The organism is Schaedlerella arabinosiphila (assembly GCF_003885045.1).
GTDB lineage: Bacteria > Bacillota > Clostridia > Lachnospirales > Lachnospiraceae > Schaedlerella > Schaedlerella arabinosiphila.
The window spans coordinates 4,469,523-4,488,886 of the sequence record NZ_RHJS01000002.1; the positions used below are offsets into that span (position 1 = coordinate 4,469,523).

Annotated in this window: 17 protein-coding genes and 1 pseudogene; 4 read left to right on the plus strand and 14 right to left on the minus strand. The window is 51.4% G+C overall.

Annotated features, from left to right (window positions below):
* Positions 1 to 36 precede the first annotated feature (36 nt).
* From EBB54_RS21140 to EBB54_RS21170, 7 genes are all read right to left on the minus strand, one after another.
* Positions 37 to 1,524 carry a xylulokinase gene (locus EBB54_RS21140; RefSeq protein WP_125128862.1) on the minus strand — a complete coding sequence of 496 codons (1,488 nt, stop codon included), beginning with the start codon at positions 1,522 to 1,524 and terminating at the stop codon, positions 37 to 39.
* Position 1,525: 1 nt separating this feature from the next.
* Positions 1,526 to 2,254, minus strand: coding sequence for a creatininase family protein (locus EBB54_RS21145; RefSeq protein ID WP_125128863.1), 729 nt, complete (start codon positions 2,252 to 2,254; stop codon positions 1,526 to 1,528).
* On the minus strand, positions 2,251 to 3,231 hold the full coding sequence (locus EBB54_RS21150; RefSeq protein ID WP_125128864.1) for a phosphotriesterase family protein: 981 nt from the start codon (positions 3,229 to 3,231) through the stop codon (positions 2,251 to 2,253). Before EBB54_RS21150 ends, EBB54_RS21145 begins: the two co-directional genes overlap by 4 nt.
* 28 nt (positions 3,232 to 3,259) lie before the next feature.
* Positions 3,260 to 4,213: an ABC transporter permease gene (locus EBB54_RS21155; protein ID WP_125128865.1), complete on the minus strand. Its 954-nt coding sequence runs from the start codon at positions 4,211 to 4,213 to the stop codon at positions 3,260 to 3,262.
* A gap of 1 nt (position 4,214) precedes the next feature.
* The gene (locus EBB54_RS21160) at positions 4,215 to 5,159 is read right to left on the minus strand and encodes an ABC transporter permease (protein WP_125128866.1); all 945 of its coding nucleotides are present in this window, start codon (positions 5,157 to 5,159) and stop codon (positions 4,215 to 4,217) included.
* On the minus strand, positions 5,156 to 6,688 hold the full coding sequence (locus EBB54_RS21165) for a sugar ABC transporter ATP-binding protein (RefSeq protein ID WP_162307177.1): 1,533 nt from the start codon (positions 6,686 to 6,688) through the stop codon (positions 5,156 to 5,158). The genes EBB54_RS21160 and EBB54_RS21165 overlap by 4 nt, the downstream gene beginning before the upstream one ends.
* A gap of 149 nt (positions 6,689 to 6,837) precedes the next feature.
* A complete protein-coding gene (locus EBB54_RS21170) occupies positions 6,838 to 7,914 on the minus strand; it encodes an ABC transporter substrate-binding protein (protein WP_125128868.1) in 1,077 nt (358 codons plus the stop codon).
* A gap of 269 nt (positions 7,915 to 8,183) precedes the next feature.
* Between EBB54_RS21170 and EBB54_RS21175 the strand changes: the two genes are divergently transcribed.
* The 4 genes from EBB54_RS21175 (at position 8,184) to EBB54_RS21190 (ending at position 12,102) form a co-directional block, all read left to right on the plus strand.
* A complete protein-coding gene (locus EBB54_RS21175) occupies positions 8,184 to 8,957 on the plus strand; it encodes a GntR family transcriptional regulator (RefSeq protein ID WP_125128869.1) in 774 nt (257 codons plus the stop codon).
* Positions 8,958 to 9,157: 200 nt separating this feature from the next.
* Positions 9,158 to 9,619: a RidA family protein gene (locus EBB54_RS21180; protein ID WP_125128870.1), complete on the plus strand. Its 462-nt coding sequence runs from the start codon at positions 9,158 to 9,160 to the stop codon at positions 9,617 to 9,619.
* Between the two features lie 223 nt (positions 9,620 to 9,842).
* The gene (locus EBB54_RS21185) at positions 9,843 to 11,072 is read left to right on the plus strand and encodes a DUF1015 domain-containing protein (protein ID WP_125128871.1); all 1,230 of its coding nucleotides are present in this window, start codon (positions 9,843 to 9,845) and stop codon (positions 11,070 to 11,072) included.
* 166 nt (positions 11,073 to 11,238) lie between these two features.
* Positions 11,239 to 12,102 (plus strand): methionyl aminopeptidase, encoded by an 864-nt coding sequence (locus EBB54_RS21190; RefSeq protein ID WP_044990090.1) that lies wholly within the window; start codon positions 11,239 to 11,241, stop codon positions 12,100 to 12,102.
* Positions 12,103 to 12,323: 221 nt separating this feature from the next.
* Here the strand turns inward: EBB54_RS21190 and EBB54_RS32550 are convergent.
* The 7 genes and pseudogenes from EBB54_RS32550 to EBB54_RS21225 form a co-directional block, all read right to left on the minus strand.
* Positions 12,324 to 12,491, minus strand: a pseudogene (locus EBB54_RS32550) (DUF3825 domain-containing protein); the annotation flags it as partial.
* 318 nt (positions 12,492 to 12,809) lie between these two features.
* On the minus strand, positions 12,810 to 13,406 hold the full coding sequence (locus tag EBB54_RS21200) for a TIGR04100 family radical SAM protein (RefSeq protein ID WP_125128873.1): 597 nt from the start codon (positions 13,404 to 13,406) through the stop codon (positions 12,810 to 12,812).
* A gap of 21 nt (positions 13,407 to 13,427) precedes the next feature.
* Entirely contained in the window at positions 13,428 to 13,955 is a 528-nt protein-coding gene (locus EBB54_RS21205) for a TIGR04002 family protein (RefSeq protein ID WP_125128874.1), read from the minus strand.
* Positions 13,956 to 14,074: 119 nt separating this feature from the next.
* A complete protein-coding gene (locus tag EBB54_RS21210; protein WP_125128875.1) occupies positions 14,075 to 14,935 on the minus strand; it encodes a pyridoxamine kinase in 861 nt (286 codons plus the stop codon).
* A gap of 291 nt (positions 14,936 to 15,226) precedes the next feature.
* On the minus strand, positions 15,227 to 16,060 hold the full coding sequence (locus EBB54_RS21215; protein WP_125128876.1) for a formate/nitrite transporter family protein: 834 nt from the start codon (positions 16,058 to 16,060) through the stop codon (positions 15,227 to 15,229).
* Between the two features lie 173 nt (positions 16,061 to 16,233).
* Complete coding sequence (locus tag EBB54_RS21220; RefSeq protein ID WP_125128877.1) at positions 16,234 to 17,904, minus strand: methyl-accepting chemotaxis protein; 1,671 nt, start codon at positions 17,902 to 17,904, stop codon at positions 16,234 to 16,236.
* Positions 17,885 to 19,291, minus strand: coding sequence for a nucleotidyltransferase family protein (locus EBB54_RS21225; RefSeq protein ID WP_125128878.1), 1,407 nt, complete (start codon positions 19,289 to 19,291; stop codon positions 17,885 to 17,887). Before EBB54_RS21225 ends, EBB54_RS21220 begins: the two co-directional genes overlap by 20 nt.
* Between the last annotated feature and the right edge of the window lie 73 nt (positions 19,292 to 19,364).

Genomic DNA, 19,364 nt, shown 5'->3' on the forward strand with positions numbered 1-19,364 from the left:
CTCGCTCCTCTGAATCCGTTACAGTTCATACCTTGATCAGTATTCTAAATCCAGCCTGTGCATCATTTCATTATAGTTCAGGAAACGCTCGTAGGCTGCCTGATACAGTTCCTGATGTTCGGGATTCGGATATTTTACTTCCAAAATCCGCATCCTTTTCCGGGCGGTCTCACCTGCGTCCTCAAACATTCCGGCCGCCGTACCGCCGATTATGGCCGCTCCTGTGGTGGATACATCCGGATTTCCCGCAATTGCCGCCGGAATCCCAAATATGTCCGCGATCATGTCTGTCCACAGGTCGATATGGATTCCGCCTCCCGCCAGAGTCAGTGTCGTAAGCCTTGCCATCTCCTGAAATATCAGAAAGGACTGGCGCAGGTTGTACGTCACCCCTTCCAGTTGGCTGCGGAAGATCTCCCCCCTTGTCGTGCTGATCCGCATCCCAATCATGTGCTGCCTGTCGGCCCCGCAGAATCTGGGTGAACCGCTCCCGGCCAGAAACGGGATTGTAACCAGTCCATGGCTTCCCGGCGGCACATCCGAAGCCGCTTCCGCCAATTCCCGGATCAGCCCATAATCTGCCTCCTCTTTCTCCGACAGCCGTGCCAGAAGCCAGTTCACCGCCGCGCCTCCGTTAAAATGCGATCCCAACGCGTACATTTTTCCCTTTGTCACATGAGGGTGGAAGGTCACCTGCCCGTAATACCTGGTGTCAGCCTTCGGAACCATGGACAAAAATGTGGCGCAGGTTCCCAGCGTCAGGGCTCCGTCTCCCGGTTCGGAAAGTCCCATTCCCAGCGCGGCGCAGGCCATATCCGCACCGCCGCAGGCTACAGGAAGCCCTTCCGGAAGTCCGAACCGTGCCGCCCCTTCTGCAGACACTTTTCCCACAATATCAAACGGGCTGCATATCGGCGGAAACAGCGACTCTCTCAAGCCGCACGCCTTGACCGCCTCTTGATCCCAGTCCATTGTGCCGGGATCGATGCACAGCGCGTTGTAGGCATCCGTATAGTCCGTAACACATTTCCCGGTCAGCCGATACCGCAGAAAATCCTTTGGGGAAAGCCACGCCTTCGCCTTTTGAAAAAGCTCCGGCCTTTCTTCGGAAAGCCAGCGCAGCTTCGGCAGTGAAAACGCGTTGTTGATTGGATTTCCCGTTTTATATTTTACGGTCTCGCCCATCTGTTCCAGCAGAGCCTCGCTTTGCTTCTGGCTTCTGGAATCCGACAGCATGATGCAGGGGTGCAGCGCCGTACCGTCACAGCCCAGCAATACCACCCCGCTCATATGTCCTGAAAAAGAAAGGATTTCCACTTTTTTCAGATCTTCCCTCTCCTTCAGCCGCAAAATTCCTGACCGCAGCGCCCGCTCCCAGTCATTCGTATCCTGCTCCACTTTATGGCCGCAGGCCGTCCTTGTCGGATATTTCTCAGAAACCGTCAGAACCTCTGCCCCTGTCTCATCCATAAGCATCAGCTTTAGCTGTGTGGAACCCAGGTCTGCGGCTAAAATATATGCCATATCAGTTTTCTCCCTTCAGAATCCTCACAATATTGTCCACCACGGCATCAATGATCTGCTTTCCCTTCTCCCCGCTTGCCGCCGTCGCGTCGCCCAGCACCGCTGTTTCCATAAAATCGCTCCATCGAACCGGCGTATACTCATAATCCGCGGGAAATGTAACGTCCTGCGAAACCGCCTCCTCTATCCGTACCTTTTCCGGGCATAGGTAGAGCATATAAGACGTCTCGATCTCATCCGCATGAAAATAAACCTTGTGGGGACGTTTGGAAGTACAGACCCGCCCGATTACATCCGCGGCTCCCGGATACGTAAACTGAAATATTTTCATGTCCAGTTTTTCATATGCTTTCCGCATCATTTCCTTGACCGCACTCCCGTTTCCCACATGCCCGTTGATCACCGCCAGCCTTTTGAGTCCGGCATGCTCCAGGCTTTTTGCGATCCCGTACAGATAGTCTGTAAGCACCTCGTCCGGTATATGGATGCTGCCCGGCACATTTCCCAGGGACCACACCTGCCCGTAAGGTACGCAGGGAAGGACAAGGCAGCGCCTGCTGCCCATGCGTTCCTCCACCTGTTCCGCAACCCTCCGGGCAAGGCAGCAGTCCGTGTCCAGCGGCAGATGATCCCCGTGGACTTCCACCGCCCCGACCGGAAGCAGCGCCGTCATCTGTTCCTCATTCAAAAAAATTTTCGCTTCCTTCTGATTCAAGTCACCGTAATTCATCCGCTCACCTTCTTAAATGTAAAGCATTCCCTCGGGTTATTCACAAAAATGTCCTGTACAAGCTGTTCCCCATTGATTCCTGCATGTTCCGCTTCCTCCTGCAGACGCGGAGCCCAGGTTTCCTTTATATAAGGAAGTCCCACCGCATAAGAATAGCTGTGGTAATAGCTGCGCCTTGCCGTATCCCCGCTGACCAGGATCTGCTTCTGGTATCCCCGCTTTGCCAGCTCCAGTATGCACCGGATTCGGATGGATTCCGGGTTATACTTTACCTTGGCAATCCCGTCAAAGCAGAGAAACGCGCCCGTATCCGCCAGTTTTAAATGCATGTATGTGTCCGGATTCCGATCCATGTGTCCAAAGCTCACATTGTGCGGGTCCACTCCCTCTTCCCGAAGATACCGCAGCTGCTCCAACGCCATGGTACCGGCCTCCGTATGGGAATGCACCGGAGCCCCCGTTGCCAGATGCGCCCTGCACGCCGCGCGCAGGGTTTTGATTTCCAGGGGGCTGATGCTGTTATATCCTGTGCCGAACTTAACCTGTCCGCCTTTGATGCCCGTTTCCTGCATCCCGACGTTCACTTCCCGAATCACAAATTCTGTCAGCTCGTCCACACTGCTGCCCTCAATCCACTCCTCGTAGGTCCTGTTTTCCCCGGGCATTTTGGCGTCCCATAAAAATCCCTTGTTAAATCCCGCCGTCCCGATCACCTGCATTCCGGTACGCATGGAAATGTCATAGACTGCCTGCGGGTCCCGTCCGTAATCTATGGCAGTCGCGTCAACCAGAGTCTCCACCCCGCAGGCTTTCGCCGCCGCCACCTCCTGCCTGCTTTTTTCGGGGTCATCCAGCAGCAGGTCCTCTTCCTTTCTCTCCAGCCAGTGACCCGGCCGGCAGACAATATGCTCATGGGCATATGTAAACCCCAGCTTTTCCGGGGCAATATCTCCTGTCATCAATCTTACGAAACCCATTGCAGTCCCTCCTTCTATTATTATGCTTTTATTTATTTTTCTTCATCTGAAACTGGTTTACCGCAACCATCACCGCGATCACCAGCCCCTGGCTCAAATACTGCCCCGCGTTTGAAATTCCCAGAATGGTCATCAGGCTCTGCAGCACGACCAGGATCATAACGCCCGGAAATGTTCCCTCTAGCGAGCCGATTCCTCCTGTAAATGCCGCCCCTCCGATTACGGAAGCCGCGATGGAATTTAACGTGTACTCTGTTCCCACTCCCATGGAAGCCACCCCAACGTATGCGCTCAGCATCAGCCCCGCAAGTCCTGCCAGAAGCGAGGTAAGCACATAGGCAGAGATCAGAATCCCGTCTGCCGGATATCCGGACTGCTTCGCCACAACCGGACTTGCGCCTGTAAAATACAGCCTTCTTCCATAGGTTGTCTTCCGCAGGATCAAAGACAAAAGCCCCCACAGCGCGATCCAGATGACAAATGCCACCGGAAGACTTCCCCACCAGCCCTCCGCCAGGTAGCGGAAAGACTTCGGAATATTGCCGCTGGGGATGCCCTGTGTATACACGTAATATCCGCCCTCAATAATGATTGACATTGCCATTGTGACCAGAAACGGCTGCATTTTAAACTTGGTGATGATAATCCCGTTGGCCAGTCCGATCATGGCGCACAGCCCCAGGGAAATGAGAATGCCCGGTAAAATGCGTTCGCTTCTTCCATTCATGATCGACGCGCACACCAGATTGACCATGGAAATCGTCGCCCCCACAGACAGATCCAGCCCTCCGGCAAGAAGCGCAATCGTCTGTCCCATAGCCACGATGCCGAGGGGCGCCGCAGAACGGGCAATATTCAGTAAATGCGTTGGGGAAACCGTTCCGTTTGTAGACAGGAGAAACACAAGAATAATCGCGGCAAAAAGTGCATAAACCCCGAATGGAAAATTCGAATACCTGAATTTTTCTTTCATTGCCTGCATATCACTTTATCTCCTTTCTTTTTATCTGGAAGATCATGAGAGACGCTACCAGTACGATTCCCTTTGCAATATACTGAAAATACGGTGAAATCCCCATATTATTCATAATGTTGTTGATCAGCGTCAGGATCACCGCTCCAAAAAACGCGCCGACCACGCTGCCCACGCCGCCGTTCATGGATACGCCCCCTACAACCGCCGCTGCCACGGAGTCCATCGCGTAGCTGTCCCCCACCAGCGGGTTTCCCGTGGAGATCCTTGCAGAAAGGAGAACCCCCGCAAAAGCCGCGATCATACCGGAAATCATATACACGATCAGGATATTCTTTTTCACCTTGATGCCGGACTGCTCCGCATAGACTTCCCCGTTTCCTATGGCATAGATATTCCGTCCGAACCTGGTGTAATGCAGAATAAAGAAAGCCAGAATATACATGGCGATTGCCAGCAGGATCGATATATTCAGAATGCCGATCCGGGTTTTCAAAAATGCCGCAAATTCCGCGTTCACCTTTCCGCCGCTGCCGGGCATCAGGATCAGGCAGATCCCTTTCAAAAATGCCTGGGTGGAAATCGTAATGATCATGGCCGGAATCTGGAACGTCACAATTCCGATCCCGTTGATCAGCCCTGTCAGAGCGCCTGCTGCCAGCGCAAGCAATATACTGAACAGCGCCGTATGCATGGTATCCCTGCTGAACAGCGCAACCAGGATCGTACTGAAAGAGATCACGCTGCTGACAGACATATCAATACCGCCGATGAACAGCACCTTGCACTGGGCAATCGCCACCACGGATAGAACCGCCGCCTGGGCGGCAATATTCCGGATATTGTACGCATTTCGGAATGTCGGGGACAAAATCGCCGCTGCAGCGATCATGACCCCAAGTACCGCCATGGATGGAACCGCCTGCTTTACCTGTTTTTTTACGGATCCCGTCATACGCTCTCACTTCCTTCCCCTTCTGTTTCTGTGTGCGCTCTCTTCGCGCTGTACTGCATAATCCGTTCCTCCGTGGCCTCCCTGCCGCTGATCTGGCCGGATATCCTGCCCTCATACATAATGTAGATCTCATCAGACAATCCGATCAGTTCCATCATATCGCTGGTAAAGATGACCACGCTTACCCCCTGTCTGGTCAGTTCCCGGATCAAAGCATAAATCTCCAGTTTGCTCTGTACATCCACTCCCCTGGTAGGCTCATTCAGATATAAAATCTCCGGATTCGTTTTGATCCATTTCGAAAATACGATTTTTTGCTGGTTTCCGCCTGACAGCCTGGATACCTTCATCCTCGGATGGCCCACCTTGATCCCGAGCTGCCGGATTCCCTCTTCAGTATCCTTGTCTTCCGCCTTCTTATTCATAAATCCGAACCGGGAATTTTTTTTCAGCACCATGGACAAAATATTTTCCCTCACAGACAATGCCAGACAAAGCCCCTCCGACTTCCTGTCCTCGGGCACAAATGAGATCTTATGCCTGATCGCATCGGCCGGGGAATGGATCTTCACTTTTTTCCCATCGATGAAATAATCCCCGCCGGTAAACCGGGCCAGTCCGAACAGCGCTCTGCTCAGCTCCCGCTGCCCCTGCCCTTCCAGCCCTCCGATCCCGACAATGGTTCCCTCCGGCACATCAATATTGATCCCTCTCACACGGGTTCCCACCGCTCCGTTCCTGATCGAAACCTTTATCCTCTCCGCTTTGTCTTTTCGCCTCTCCGGGTATACATTTTTAAAATCACGTCCCACCATCTTGCTGATCAGAAGTTCCTCAGTCGTCTCTGAGAGAGGGGCCTCAAATACAAATCTTCCGTCCTTTAATACGACCACCTGGTCGCAGGTCTTATAGATATCCTCCATCCGGTGGCTGATCATGATCACCGAGATGTTCCTTTCCAGGATCTTTTTTATAAAGCCGAACAAGATCTCAGACTCTTCCTTATTCAGGCTGGATGTCGGCTCATCGAAAATAAAGATCCGCGGGTTTGACGACCATGCCTTTGCAATCTCCGTAATCTGGCATTCCGCGGGAGACAGGTCGCAGACCATGGCATATACGTCCATCTCATATCCGATCTCCTGCAGGATTTCTTTTGCCTGCTCGTGCAGCTTTTTCTGGTCGATCCAGATTCCCTTTCCCGGCTCCCTTCCCAGCATGATGTTCTCTCCCACCGTCATCTCCTCCATCAGGCTGAGCTCCTGGTGCGCGAATGCGATTCCTTTCTCCCTGGCATCCACCGAGCTGCGGAACGAGACCGCCTTCCCGTCCAGCTCGATCGTACCGTCAGAAGGCTGCAATCCGCCGCTGATCATATTCATCAGGGTCGATTTTCCGGCCCCGTTCTCCCCTACAAGGGCAATCGCGCTTCCTTCCCTGCAGGTAATCGATACATCTTCCAATACAATATTTCCGTTAAATTGCTTGGATAAATTTTTTCCTGTTAAAATCGTTCTTCCGTTTTTCACATACGCTCCCTCCATAAAAAGCCATGTAAAATCTCTGCAGCCTGCGCCGGCAATCCATTCAAAGGCTGAACTGCCGAGCAGGCTGCATGTGATAACTGTGAATCAGCAGGGATTATCTGCTGTTCACGGCCGTGAATTGCAGCAGACGATTATTTAAACACTTCTTTTAATACGTCCTCCGGCAATTCCGTTCCGCACCATACGTCGTCGGAAAGCTCCGGGAAATATGCTTCTTCCATCTCTTTGAGCCCCGCGATCGTTGCCACCGGATAGATGTTATCCTTCTTGACCTCTTCTCCATTCATCAGAGAAAGCGCGGTATCCAGTGCGACACGTGTCAGCCAGGTGGGCTTGCCTACGGCGATCCCTTCCATATTATTGTCCACACATGCCTTCAGATATCCGTTGTTATCCTCGCCGGTCATCGGCACCAGGTCTCTGCCTGCAGCCTGGAAGGATTCAATAGCTCCCAGTGTCATCGCTCCGCCCTGGGACCATACGCCGTCGATCTCCGGATATGTCGCCAGCAGGTCGGAAGCCACGGTTTTTGCTTTTGCGTAATCCCAATCCGCATCTTCATCCGCAACGATCTCAATGTCCGGATATTCTTCAAATACTTCCAGCGCGCCTTCCTGCCGGAGTGTGTTGGTGGAAAAACCGGAAATCCCTTCCAGCATGATCAGTTTTCCTTTGCCGTCCAACTGCTCTACCAGCCATTTTGCGCCGGTCGCCCCGAAATCCTTTTCGTCCACCGTGATCAGGGAATCATAGGAATCCCCGTCAATCGCTGCCGCCAGAAGAATCACCTTGATGCCCTCGTCCATTGCCTCCTGCAGTGTACTGTTCAATGCGGTGGTATCACATGGCGTCGTGATGATCACATCCACGCCCTGGGCGATCAGGTCCTCGATATTCGCAATCTGCTTCGTGATGTCATTGTCTGATTCCACATAAGTCACATCCACTTTGTCTGCATAATTGTTCTCCGCGTTCCACTTAAATTCCTGATAAAGCTGTACGGACCAGGAATTGCCAAGGAAATAAATATCATACCCGACCTTGATCTTCTCTTGTGTTCCTTCATCTGAGGAAGAGGACGCGCCCTCTCCTGACGTCTCTGCCTGGCTATCTTCCGATGAGCCTCCGCCGTTCCCTCCTGATGAACATCCCGCCAGTGACACGAGCAGCAGACAGGCCATCGCTGCCGCAAGGATTCTCTTCTTCATAATGTTTCCTCCTTTTTCTTTTTTTGTTATGTGAATTATATCATTGTATGGTTGACTAGTCAAGTACAAAATGTTATAATGTAACCATATTATTTGACATTTTAAAAAATAGTATGATTATTTTATTCCTGTAGCTGATTCATTTGTTGACCAATCAAGTTGTCAATGTTATCATTGAACCAGGCGATAAATACCGTTACTATTCGCAGTAACTAACTATCATATTTTGTGCCAGGTTCAAACTTAAAAAGGCAGGGAGAATAAAACAAATGCAGGGACAGGATAATTATTTACCACATTATGTAAAAATCAAGCAGCACTTACGGCATCTGATTACGGAAGCCCAGCCGCATGCGCAAATGCCCAGCGAGCTGGAGCTGGCAAGGCAGTTTGAGGTGAGCCGCGGCACAGCCAAACAGGCGATCATGGATCTGGTTTATGAAGGACTGTTGTATCGAAAACAGGGAAAAGGCACTTTTGTCTCCGAACGTATCGCGCGTGTCTACGATAACCTTCCTTCCTTTACCGAAGATATCAAACGCGCCGGACATGTTTCAACCAGCAGGCTGCTTGGTTTTTCACAGACTGCTCCCGCCCCCAGGGCCAAGATTTTCTTTTCATTGAATGATCAGGAACATGTCATTCGGTACAAGCGGCTGGTATCAGACAATTACCGGCCCGTCGCTCTGGTTATCAGCTTTTTGAATCCTCATCTCTACGAGGGGCTGCAGGCGTCCGACATCGGAGATTCCCTTTACGATACGCTCCGCAATAAATACGGATATGCGCCGGCCAGAGCCAAAGATACCTACAGCTTTGTAAATATCTCACCCCACACCGCGAAGCTGCTGAACTGCAATGAGAACGACTATGTATGCTACTCGGAGCGTCTTGGATACCTGGATGACAAAACCCCGGCCGAATTTGTAGAGAGTTATATTCGGTCTGATTATTTCCGGCTGGAGCTTTCATTCGGCATGGACGGCACCGCACCCGCAACCCCTCAGATTCTTTGCAGAATGCCGCCGTCCGCCTCTGATTAGATACTCTGGAAGCACGGAAGCTTCTCTTTTGCCTTCACGCTTCCTTTGTATAAAACGGTGTTCCGGAGATATTGTTCGCACGGTGCCGTGCATTCACCGCACGGCATCCGGCCAATTCCGTGATGGGGCAGACAGCTTTTCCATACAGAATGCAAAGCTTTCCGGCTGCACCGAATATAAAAGAAAAGAGGATGTATCGTATGGCAAATGTGTATGAAAAAATGAAAGAACTCGGGATTCAGCTTCCAAAACCAGGACCGGCCGGAGGGATCTATACTCCCGTCATGGAGTTCGGTTCCAATCTGTTATACATGAGCGGCTGCGGCCCCCAGGGTGAGACCACCTTCGAGGGAAAGCTTGGAGCCGATCTGACACTGGAAGAAGGCCAGCAGGCTGCCCGTAATTGTATACTCAATCTGCTGGCCAATCTGGAAGCGAAAACAGGAGACCTGAACAAAATCAAGCGTTTTGTAAAGGTACTTGCTTTCGTAGCCAGTGATGATTCCTTCACCCAGCAGCCCCAGGTAGCAAACGGCGGCAGTCAGCTTCTTTTGGACCTGTTCGGCGAATCAGCCGGAAAGCCCGCACGCAGCGCGGTCGGAGTCAATGTCCTGCCCGGAAATATCCCGGTAGAGATAGAAATGCTTGTGGAATTGAACTAAAAAATAAGGCTGTTGCACTGCTTACAGTGTTTCAGCCTTATTTTTATCTGTTCGCCGCTGTTCACATCTACGGTGTTCACAGCAGCCTATCGTAAGATCTTTTCCACTTTTTCCAGCAGAACCAATTGACATGCACCCCATAATTGCATAAAATAAGAAGGCATGCAATACGTCTGCCGGATACGGCATAAGATTGTGCAATACAGAAAAGGAGCAACCATTTATGGCAACCATTCGTCCTTTCAGAAGCGTGCGGCCGTCAGAGGAAAAAGCCTCCTCCATCGCCGCCCTCCCCTACGACGTTTACAATCGGGCAGAAGCCAAAGAGATTGTCAGGCAGAACCCCCTTTCTTTTTTAAAAATAGACCGGCCCGAGACTCAGTTTCCGGATGACACGGACATATATTCCCAGCAGGTTTACGAGCGCGCCCGGGACACCCTCCAGGAAATGCTCTCGGCCGGGGAGTTTATCGAAGATCCCCAGCCCTGCTATTATCTCTACGCCCTGACCTATGCCGGGCGCACCCAGACCGGCATTGTAGGATGTGCATCCATCGACGATTATCTGGACGGAACCATCCGCAGGCACGAGGACACCAAAGAAGAAAAAGAACTGGACCGGATTCGGCATGTAGACACCATGAGCGCCCAGACCGGCCCTATTTTTCTGACCTACCGGCCCCGGCCGGAATTAAAGCAGCTCACAGAAGCCGCGAAGAAAGCCCCGCCCCTCTATGATTTCACGGCAGAGGACGGCGTCCGTCATCAGGTATGGACACTCAGTCAGAATATAAAAACCGTTACGGAATTATTTTCCCAGGTTGGGCATATTTATATCGCAGACGGCCATCATCGGGCCGCATCCGCCGTAAAAGCCGGACTCCGGCGCAGAGAAGCCCATCCCGGCTATACCGGGGACGAGGAATTTAACTACTTCCTCTCCGTGCTGTTTCCCGCGGACGAGCTGAAGATCTGCGACTATAACCGTGTCGTAACCGGATGGAACGGACACACACGGGAAGAACTGCTGGATGCCCTCGCTGTCCGCTTTGATATCCGGGAGCTGTCCCATTCCCGTCACCCCCGGCAGAAGGGTGAGATTACTATGTATATCGGCGGCGCCTGGTACGCGCTTACGGCCCATGCAGACCTGTACACCCATGATCCGGTTCATGACCTGGACGTATCCATCCTGCAGCAAATGGTTCTCGACCCGCTGTTCGGTATTCAGGACCCCAGGACCGATCCCCGGATTCAATTCGTAGGCGGAATCCGCGGGCTGGAAGAACTTGTTCGGCTCTCAGACGAAGAAGGAGAGCATGCGGCATTTGCCATGTATCCCACTTCCATGGAGGAGCTGCTCTCAGTGGCTGATTCCGGCCGCCTGATGCCGCCGAAGTCCACCTGGTTTGAGCCCAAGCTGCGGAGCGGATTATTCATCCATCGTTTTTGATCCGCAGTCCGGACGGCCATAACAGTGTGCCCAAGGGCACCCCATTATGACCATTCGGCCGTTTCACAAGGTACAATGGGATGCACTTCTATGATACATTCAAATTAAGGAATACAGACATATGCTAAATCATATCATTCGTAAATGGAAAAGAGAGGTAATGAAAATGCAGCGAAATGATCCATGCTGGTGCGGAAGCGGCAGGAAATATAAAAAATGCCACATGCCGATTGAGGAAAGAATCTTGTTACATGCCGATCGGGGCGAGATCGTTCCTAAGAGGGAACTCTTAAAGACCCCCTTCCAGATCCAGAAGATCAAGGAAAGCGCCGCCTTAAATACGGCCGTTCTGGATGAGGTGGCAAAGCATATCCGCATCGGCATGAGCACCGCAGAGATTGACCGGATCGTATATGATTTTACCACCAGCCACGGCGGAATCCCGGCACCGCTCCACTATCAGGGCTTTCCCAAAAGCGTATGTACCTCCATCAACAACGAAGTCTGCCACGGCATCCCGGATGAAAACATCATTCTCGAGGAGGGGGACATCGTCAATGTAGACGTTTCCACCAGCCTGAACGGCTATTACTCCGACGCGTCCCGCATGTTCACCCTGGGAAAGATTTCCGAACGCGCCGAGCGCATCATCCGCGTCACTGAGGAATGCGTCCATCTGGGCCTTGCCCAGGCAAAACCCTGGGGACATTTAGGCGACATCGCCGACGCCATCAACTCCCATGCCCAGGCAAACGGCTATTCCGTGGTGGAGGAGATCGGCGGCCATGGAATCGGACTGGAATTTCACGAAGAGCCATTTGTCAGCTACGTGACCCCCAAGGGCAGCGAAATGCTCCTGGTGCCCGGCATGATGTTCACCATTGAACCCATGATCAATGAAGGCAGCCCGGATTTCTTCGTAGACGAAGACAACGACTGGACCGTGTACACCATCGACGACGGACTGTCCGCCCAGATTGAATACATGGTGCTGATCACCCAGGACGGCGCCGAAATCATCTCCAAATAGTCCTCCGCTGTGGGCATGCGGGATATGAACACCTTAAAGGGATAAATCTCCCGCATGCCAAAAAGCGGTTTTGTTGTGGCCATCCGGCCAGGAGTAAGTAGTAAGTTAAATTCCCCTTTGTCAACTACCAAAGCCAAATCCGCTACATCTCTGCTCTGCAAAAACAAAGGCAGTAATAACTGTATTTTTGCTTCTTTTGTCGATTTATCTGTATAAATATCTGCTCCATGTTCAGTAAGCAATCCTGTATTAAAGCACATGACCGATTTATCATCGGATATTTCAATTTTATTTTCTGCTTTGATTCTATCATATGTATAACAAAGATAATTATATAATATCTGTTTATCAGATGTCCCCTTGTAATCCCATTTTTCTTCCTGAGCCATATTAGACAAAAATAATAACTTTTTTTGCAGTACTTCCCTAGCTCCCAAATAAGCATCTTACAGCAAACTATATTCAGGCTGATATTTTAAATTTTCCACCATTAATCCCCCTCCGTTTTTCGACATTACACAATATAACGCCCTATTATACAAGACTTTTAAGCCGGCTGCATTGTAGATATCTTTATTCCCGAAAATGGATTTCCTGTTTTCCTGAAGCTCCCTCGTAAAATCCAGCGTTTCACCGATTATTCAATGATAACAGCCCCCTTCTTAAAACACGATACAAGCATTCATACAAGTTCCCCTCCGCCAGCTCTACACAAATTTCCTCACCCGCAGCTCCACTCCCAGCGATTCCGCCAGCTTCCGGCTGTCCTCAATCTCCTTCTCCGGCAGTACATCCACCACCGTCATCTTCACCTGCGGTATACGCTTCCCGCACTCCGCCGCAAATGCCAGCATCCCCTCAAACGCATCCTCAAACTGCGGCCTCGTAACCTCCAGATACGCCTCCTTATTCGGCGCGTTCAGACTGATCGAAATAGAATCCACCACCTCCGCAAGCAGCGGCACAATATCCCTCTTATGATACAGATTTCCCAGTCCGTTCGTATTCACCCGGATTTTCAATCCGTATTTCTCCTTCGCGTACCTGGCCGACTCCACCAGATTTTCCAATGCACAGGTCGGTTCCCCGTAGCCGCAGTAGACCATCTCCCTCCTGCCTGTAAAGTCAAATCCGTCCATCGCCGCTTTAATCTCCTCCAGCTCCGGATCTCTCTCATGCCACAGCGTATCCGCATCCCCCACCCCGTCATGATGGCTGCGGATGCAGAACCGGCAGCTGCAGTCGCACTTATTTGTCAGATTTACATACACCTGATCCTGATACTTATACAAAATCTCCGCCATTTTTCCTCACCTTTCCTCAAACTACTGCAGAATCTGCTTTGCCAGATTTTTCATATGCATTTTATCCAGTGCAGCCGCCAGTGCCAGAAAAATCACAGCACTTCCTCCCGACTGCACCGCGCTCCCCGCCAGTGATGCCAGCGGAGCCGCAAAGGAACCGAACAAAATCCCCTCCGCCAGATAATACCCTGCTGCCGAAACCACCGCCGCCAGAAACGGCGCCGCAATATTGCGCGGGCAAAGAATCCGCCCCTCCTTACAAGTAAACGGAAGCACAATCAGCATCTTGATGACCACCGTCGCCGGAGCCCATACCGGCACAGTCAGGATATCTGCCATCCCGCCCCCCACCGCAGCAGCAGCCAGCGCATAGGGCCTGGGCAGAAATACCGCCCCCAGATAGATCAGCGCATCCCCAAAATGGATGTATCCCCCGTTGGCCCCATAAGGGACGTGGAAAATATACGCCGTCATAATCGTAATCATCGCCGCAAACAGTCCCGCTGTTACCAGCTTTGAAGTTGACCCATTTACATGTCTGTTTTCCATTCCTTTCCGTCTCCCTTCCTTAAAAAATCTCATTCTCAATAACGCCCGGCCACAAAATCTACAGCCTGTAAATATCCTCAGCCGAGCGATACTCCCAGCCTGCAAATATATCCCGTCCCCTATCGCCCAGGCAGCAGCATCCCCAGATATTTCTCAAAATTAGTCCCCTGATTGCGCTCCACTCCCTCAGCCGCCGAATCCTTCATCGCCCTTTCCACAAATTCCCCTGCCAGGTCCATCGTCCGGAAAATATCATCCCCCCTGGCAATCCCGCCTGCAATAATGGACGCAAACAGATCCCCGGTTCCGGAAAAACTCCCTCCGATATAAGGAAATGCAGACAGCCTTCTGCCGCTTTGATCCACCGCCAGGTTTCCGATCATCCGCTCCCCGCTTTGTGCATCTTCAAACCGGATTCCCGTCACGACAATGGTATCCGGCCCGGATTCCATCAGCTTCTCCGCCAGTTCTCCGGCAGCCTCTGTTATCTCCTTTTCCCCCTTCATCCTCCCAAGCTCCCCATAATCGGCCCCTGTCAGCAGGCACAGCTCCGTCAAGTTAGGCGTCACCACATCTGCCCGCAGAGCCAATTCCTTCATCCGACGCAGCAATTCCGGCGTGAACAGCTTATATACCCGTCCTTCATCCCCCATAACCGGGTCCACCAGCAGAAATGTAGATTCCCTATAAAATGTATCCAAAAACCGAAAAATACGCCGGATCTGCGTTTCGCTCGCCACAAACCCCGTATAGATCCCGTCAAACTGCACTCCCATTTTCTCCCATTCCTGCCGGAAATACTCCATTTTTTCCGTATAGTCATCGCAATAGTAGCTGGGGAAACCCGTCTGCGCGCTTAAAACTGCCGTCGGCAGAGGACAGGGCTGAACCCCCATCACAGAAATCGTCGGAATTGCCGCAGTCAGCGAGCAGCGCCCAAATCCCGACAAATCATTTATAACAGCAATTTTTTTCGACATAACCCATCTCCTCCTCCGGCTCAGCCGGAAATCATTCCAAATCGCCCGGCGTCACCAGGAATCCAACCATCCTGCACCGAACAAACATATATAAGGTAGAAAAGAGAATAACACACAACTGGACATTTCAAAACATCCAGTTGTGTGTTATTCAACCAAGCCACTTTTAAAATTATCTCAACCGCAGTACTGTACCAGCCTGTAACTGCGCAGCATAGCGCACGGCCCAGAAATGAACAGAAGCCCCTCCGTCTCCCGGTTCACTTCTTCCGGTTCGCTTCTTCTTCCGGTTCACCCCTTCTTCCGATATGCCAGAAACATCGGAACCCCCACCAGCGCCATACCGCCGATCACATTTCCCGCCGTAACAAAAAGAAGGCTGACCAGTCCATTCCACCCATTCAGTGTCCCCAACTGCTCCGCAGTGATCCCATAAGCTTCCTGGGCCTTTGCGGCATATGCCGGGTTCATTGCGGCAAACATCCCGGCAGGTATATAGAACATATTCGCCACACAATGCTCAAATCCCCCGATTACAAATGCCGCGATCGGAAAAAAGGCCGCCCATATTTTCCCCGCAATTTCTCTCGCCGCCGCTGCCATCAGAATTGCGGCGCAGACCAGAAAATTACACAGGATGCCCGAAGCAATCCCCTGCACCGGGGAAATGCCCGCTTTCCCCACAGCCGTTTTAATCGTGTATGCCCCCAGCAATCCCCCGGAATAATTCTGATTGCCACTGAGCGTAAGCAGCAGTGCAGTCAAAAGCGCGCCCGCCAGGTTGCTGAGATAAACCACCGCAAGATTCCGAAGCAGCCTCCCCCAGCTTACGCGTCCATCCAGCACAGCCATGATCATCAGGCAGTTTCCTGTGAAAAGCTCCCCGCCCAGCAAAATGACCATCATAAGCCCCACCGGGAAAATCATCCCGCATACTGCCCTGGCAAGCCCCACGTCCGCAATCCCATGAGCCGCCGTGCTGCTTGCCGCGCCTCCCAGCGCGATAAATGCGCCTGCCAGTATCCCAAGCAGAACCATTCTGCTGACAGAGAGAGCCGCCTTGCCCTCCGCCCCCTTCATATTCGCTTCCACCACTTCCGCCGGACTGTTAAAATACTTTTCCACCTCATACCTCCTATAAATCGCTGCAGCTCACGGCCGGCCGCGAACTGTAACACATCATGGCCATTCGGCCGTTTCATAATGTATAAAAATAAGGAATCCGCTGCATAGGATTCCTTATTTTTGATCTTTTACAAACAAGCCGTCCGGCGATAAAAAACCGCCGGACCTATGTATTATTTTGTTCTCAGCTTAAACCGTGTTACCAGTGATTTCAGAAGCTGTGACTGGCTGGACAGCTCTTCGCTGGCCGCCGCACTCTCCTCAGACGTTGCAGAGTTGGTCTGCACAACGCTGGAAATCTGATCCATACCGGTAGTAACCTGTGAAATCGCTTCTGCCTGGCTTTCCGCCGCCGTAGAAATCTTATCCACATAGTCAACCGCACTCCTGGTACTTTCTACCGTTGCAGAAATCGCTTCCGCTGTACGGCCTGCGATCTCCGTACCATTCTCTACTGCCGCAATTGTGCCTTCGATCAATGCAGTCGTATTGCTTGCCGCCTCCGCGCTCTTGGAAGCCAGGTTGCGCACTTCATCCGCCACAACCGCAAAGCCCTTGCCTGCCTCGCCTGCACGAGCCGCCTCTACCGCGGCATTCAGCGCCAGAATATTGGTCTGGAACGCAATATCCTCAATTGTCTTGATGATCTTTCCGATATCGCCGGACTTCTGGCTGATATCGCTCATCGCATTGATCATATCCTGCATCTGCTCATTGGAAACACTCAGCTTGCTCTGTGCCTCTGATACCATGCCGCTTGCATCCTTTGCGTTCTGTGCAGTGCTGCTTACTTCTCTGGAGATCTCATTTACAGTAGCAGCCAGCTCTTCTACGGAGCTTGCCTGCTGTGTTGCGCCCTGGGAAAGAGCCTGCGCACCGGAGGATACCTGATCCGCTCCGCTTGCCACCTGGTCGGAAGCATCGTTGATCTGACGCATAACGTCACTCAGGTTGATGTTCATACGGCGGATAGATTCCAGAAGCGGAACAAAATCGCCGTTATACAGATCCTGATTCGCACGGATATCAAAGTTGCCCTTTGCCATCTCATCCAGAAGGTTGCGAAGGTCATCCACCACCGCTTCCAGATTGTCGCAGGTCACTCTGACATTCTTCACCAGAGTGCCAAACTCATCCCGTGATTCATATGACAATGTCTGGGACATATTCCCCGCAGACAGACCTTCCATCGCAGCTTCAATCTCTTTCACAGGCTTCACAATGACTGATGTCACTCTGCCGCAGATAATCAGCGCCAGAATAACTGAGATTGCTACCAGGATAATCAGCACAATCATACTGGTATTTGTGGTATTATAGCTTTCATTCAGCGACTCCGCACGCATAGCAGTAGACCTGTCGCTCAGAGGTCTTGCAAGCTGAATCACCTTTTCCAGCGCCGGAGTACATTTGTTCAGGATCGCGTTCTTCGCCGAATCCTGGTCGCCTCTTTCCAGCATGGCGATAATATCATTCGCCTCCGCAAGCCAGCTGTCAATCGCCGCCTTGTACGCCGCCACTTCGTCCTGATTCAATTCTGCTGATCCCTCAAGCACTTCAAAATTCGTCGAAATAGACGAGATATCATCCTGGATTGTCTGCTTCTCGTCCGCGCCTACTTTTCCGCTGATGTACATATCACGCACATGCTTTGCGGCCTCATTTGTAGCGATCCGGTTATTCTGTACCGCAGTATCTACCGCAACAGCTCCGTCCATGCAGGCAACCAGGTTGTTGTTCGCTTTCCGAAGCTGCAAAACAGAATATACGGAAATCAAAACCGATAATACCAAAACCATTCCAAAAGATACATATAATTTGTTTCTAATCTTTAAATTCTTCAATTTGCATGTCTCCTTCTGTCACTTCCGGTTCCGCAGCGTGCCCCTGCACTTCGTCTTCCGCAGCGTATCTCTGCGCCTCGTCTTCCGCTTCCGCGGAGTGCTCACGCACCTCGTCTTCCGGTTCTTTTTCTTCAGGCTCAGCCGGTTCTTCCGGAGCCGCTTCGCTCCTCCTCCTGACCAGACCTTTGATCTTTTCTTTTATGTCCAACATCCGAACACTGAGCCGGAACCATACCTTTTCACACTTGTTAACACACATCCTCGTGTAAATGCGTATATTCCGGATTCCCCAGCAGAAAATAAGTAAAAACGGATATTTGTCCAGTATCGGAAAAAACTGGCACATATAATCCCTTGGAGGAAACATCCACTCCTTTTTTTTCAGAAGCCACTCTTCCTCCCTGTCGCGTCGGTAAAAATCCAGCCTGACCTTTTCATTTGGCAGGAGAACCTTATCCAGGTGCTTATTCTCCTGACCCGGCACAAGAATATATTCTTCCAGTTCCAGTGCAGTCCCATACTGCTGCCTTACGCCCTCTTCGAACCAGAGCGACGAAAGCACCTCTGTCTGATGGACAAATTCCGTCCACCTGGCCTTTTCCAGAAGATCCTTTACCGCTTTCCATGGAAACGCTTCGTCCAACACCTGGCGAAACAGCCAAAATTCCAGTATGTCCCTGATCTTCAGCACCCCCGTGAGGTACAGCTCAACCAATCTTCCTGCACGGTACATATACTCTTCTTCGTCAGACAAAATATGTATATGCCGGTACTTTGCCGAAGCAAATCCGGCCAGCCACAGACTGCTCCGGCGCGGCGCATTCTGCTGGCTGCAGTTCTCCATACGCAGATACTTCCTGATCGAACCGGAAAAATAACGCCTGAGCACCTTGTTCTCTATGGGAATCTCGCCGTAAAACACGACCCTGATCCCCGGCACCCTCACGTATACATTTCCCTTTTCCAGCCGGTCGTCCTCCTGCTCATAATCCATATCCCGCATCAGTCTGTAAATCTGAGCCAGATTCTTCTTATCTACAAGAATCTCAATCTGACCGAAAGATGCCATCTCCGGCAGCGGATACAATTCCCTTACGCTCGTATCCGACAACAGAAGCGCGTCAATGCCGTGCTTCTCCAACTGCCAGAGGATCACTTCTTCTGCCTTTTGATACGATTCATACAACAGAAGCTCTTTCTTGTACTTCTGATAGAACTCTTCTCCGCACGCTTCTGAAATCTCTTTCTCCAGTCCGAGGATTCCCAGATAGACAAGATTGATCACATTCTGATAATCAGAAACGCTTAGTACCTTCTCCCAATTTACATATCTTCTCGAGGTCTGGACCGGTTTTTGATTAATTATGGCTCCCAGCAGTATCAGCATATACCTGATCTCATAATTAATAATTGGTCCCTCCTTCCAGCGTCACAAAAAATACCCCTTCTATATTTATCGG

Excerpts from the sequence above, each read along its gene's own strand:
- EBB54_RS21175 (WP_125128869.1), top strand. The coding sequence starts at position 8,184 with ATGCAGGGACAGGATAATTATTTACCACATTATGTAAAAATCAAGCAG.
- EBB54_RS21145 (WP_125128863.1), bottom strand. The coding sequence starts at position 2,254 with ATGAATTACGGTGACTTGAATCAGAAGGAAGCGAAAATTTTTTTGAAT.
- EBB54_RS21225 (WP_125128878.1), bottom strand. The coding sequence starts at position 19,291 with ATGCTGATACTGCTGGGAGCCATAATTAATCAAAAACCGGTCCAGACC.
- EBB54_RS21185 (WP_125128871.1), top strand. The coding sequence starts at position 9,843 with ATGGCAACCATTCGTCCTTTCAGAAGCGTGCGGCCGTCAGAGGAAAAA.
- EBB54_RS21180 (WP_125128870.1), top strand. The coding sequence starts at position 9,158 with ATGGCAAATGTGTATGAAAAAATGAAAGAACTCGGGATTCAGCTTCCA.
- EBB54_RS21210 (WP_125128875.1), bottom strand. The coding sequence starts at position 14,935 with ATGTCGAAAAAAATTGCTGTTATAAATGATTTGTCGGGATTTGGGCGC.
- EBB54_RS21155 (WP_125128865.1), bottom strand. The coding sequence starts at position 4,213 with ATGCAGGCAATGAAAGAAAAATTCAGGTATTCGAATTTTCCATTCGGG.
- EBB54_RS21150 (WP_125128864.1), bottom strand. The coding sequence starts at position 3,231 with ATGGGTTTCGTAAGATTGATGACAGGAGATATTGCCCCGGAAAAGCTG.
- EBB54_RS21205 (WP_125128874.1), bottom strand. The coding sequence starts at position 13,955 with ATGGAAAACAGACATGTAAATGGGTCAACTTCAAAGCTGGTAACAGCG.
- EBB54_RS21190 (WP_044990090.1), top strand. The coding sequence starts at position 11,239 with ATGCAGCGAAATGATCCATGCTGGTGCGGAAGCGGCAGGAAATATAAA.
- EBB54_RS21140 (WP_125128862.1), bottom strand. The coding sequence starts at position 1,524 with ATGGCATATATTTTAGCCGCAGACCTGGGTTCCACACAGCTAAAGCTG.
- EBB54_RS21160 (WP_125128866.1), bottom strand. The coding sequence starts at position 5,159 with ATGACGGGATCCGTAAAAAAACAGGTAAAGCAGGCGGTTCCATCCATG.
- EBB54_RS21170 (WP_125128868.1), bottom strand. The coding sequence starts at position 7,914 with ATGAAGAAGAGAATCCTTGCGGCAGCGATGGCCTGTCTGCTGCTCGTG.
- EBB54_RS21200 (WP_125128873.1), bottom strand. The coding sequence starts at position 13,406 with ATGGCGGAGATTTTGTATAAGTATCAGGATCAGGTGTATGTAAATCTG.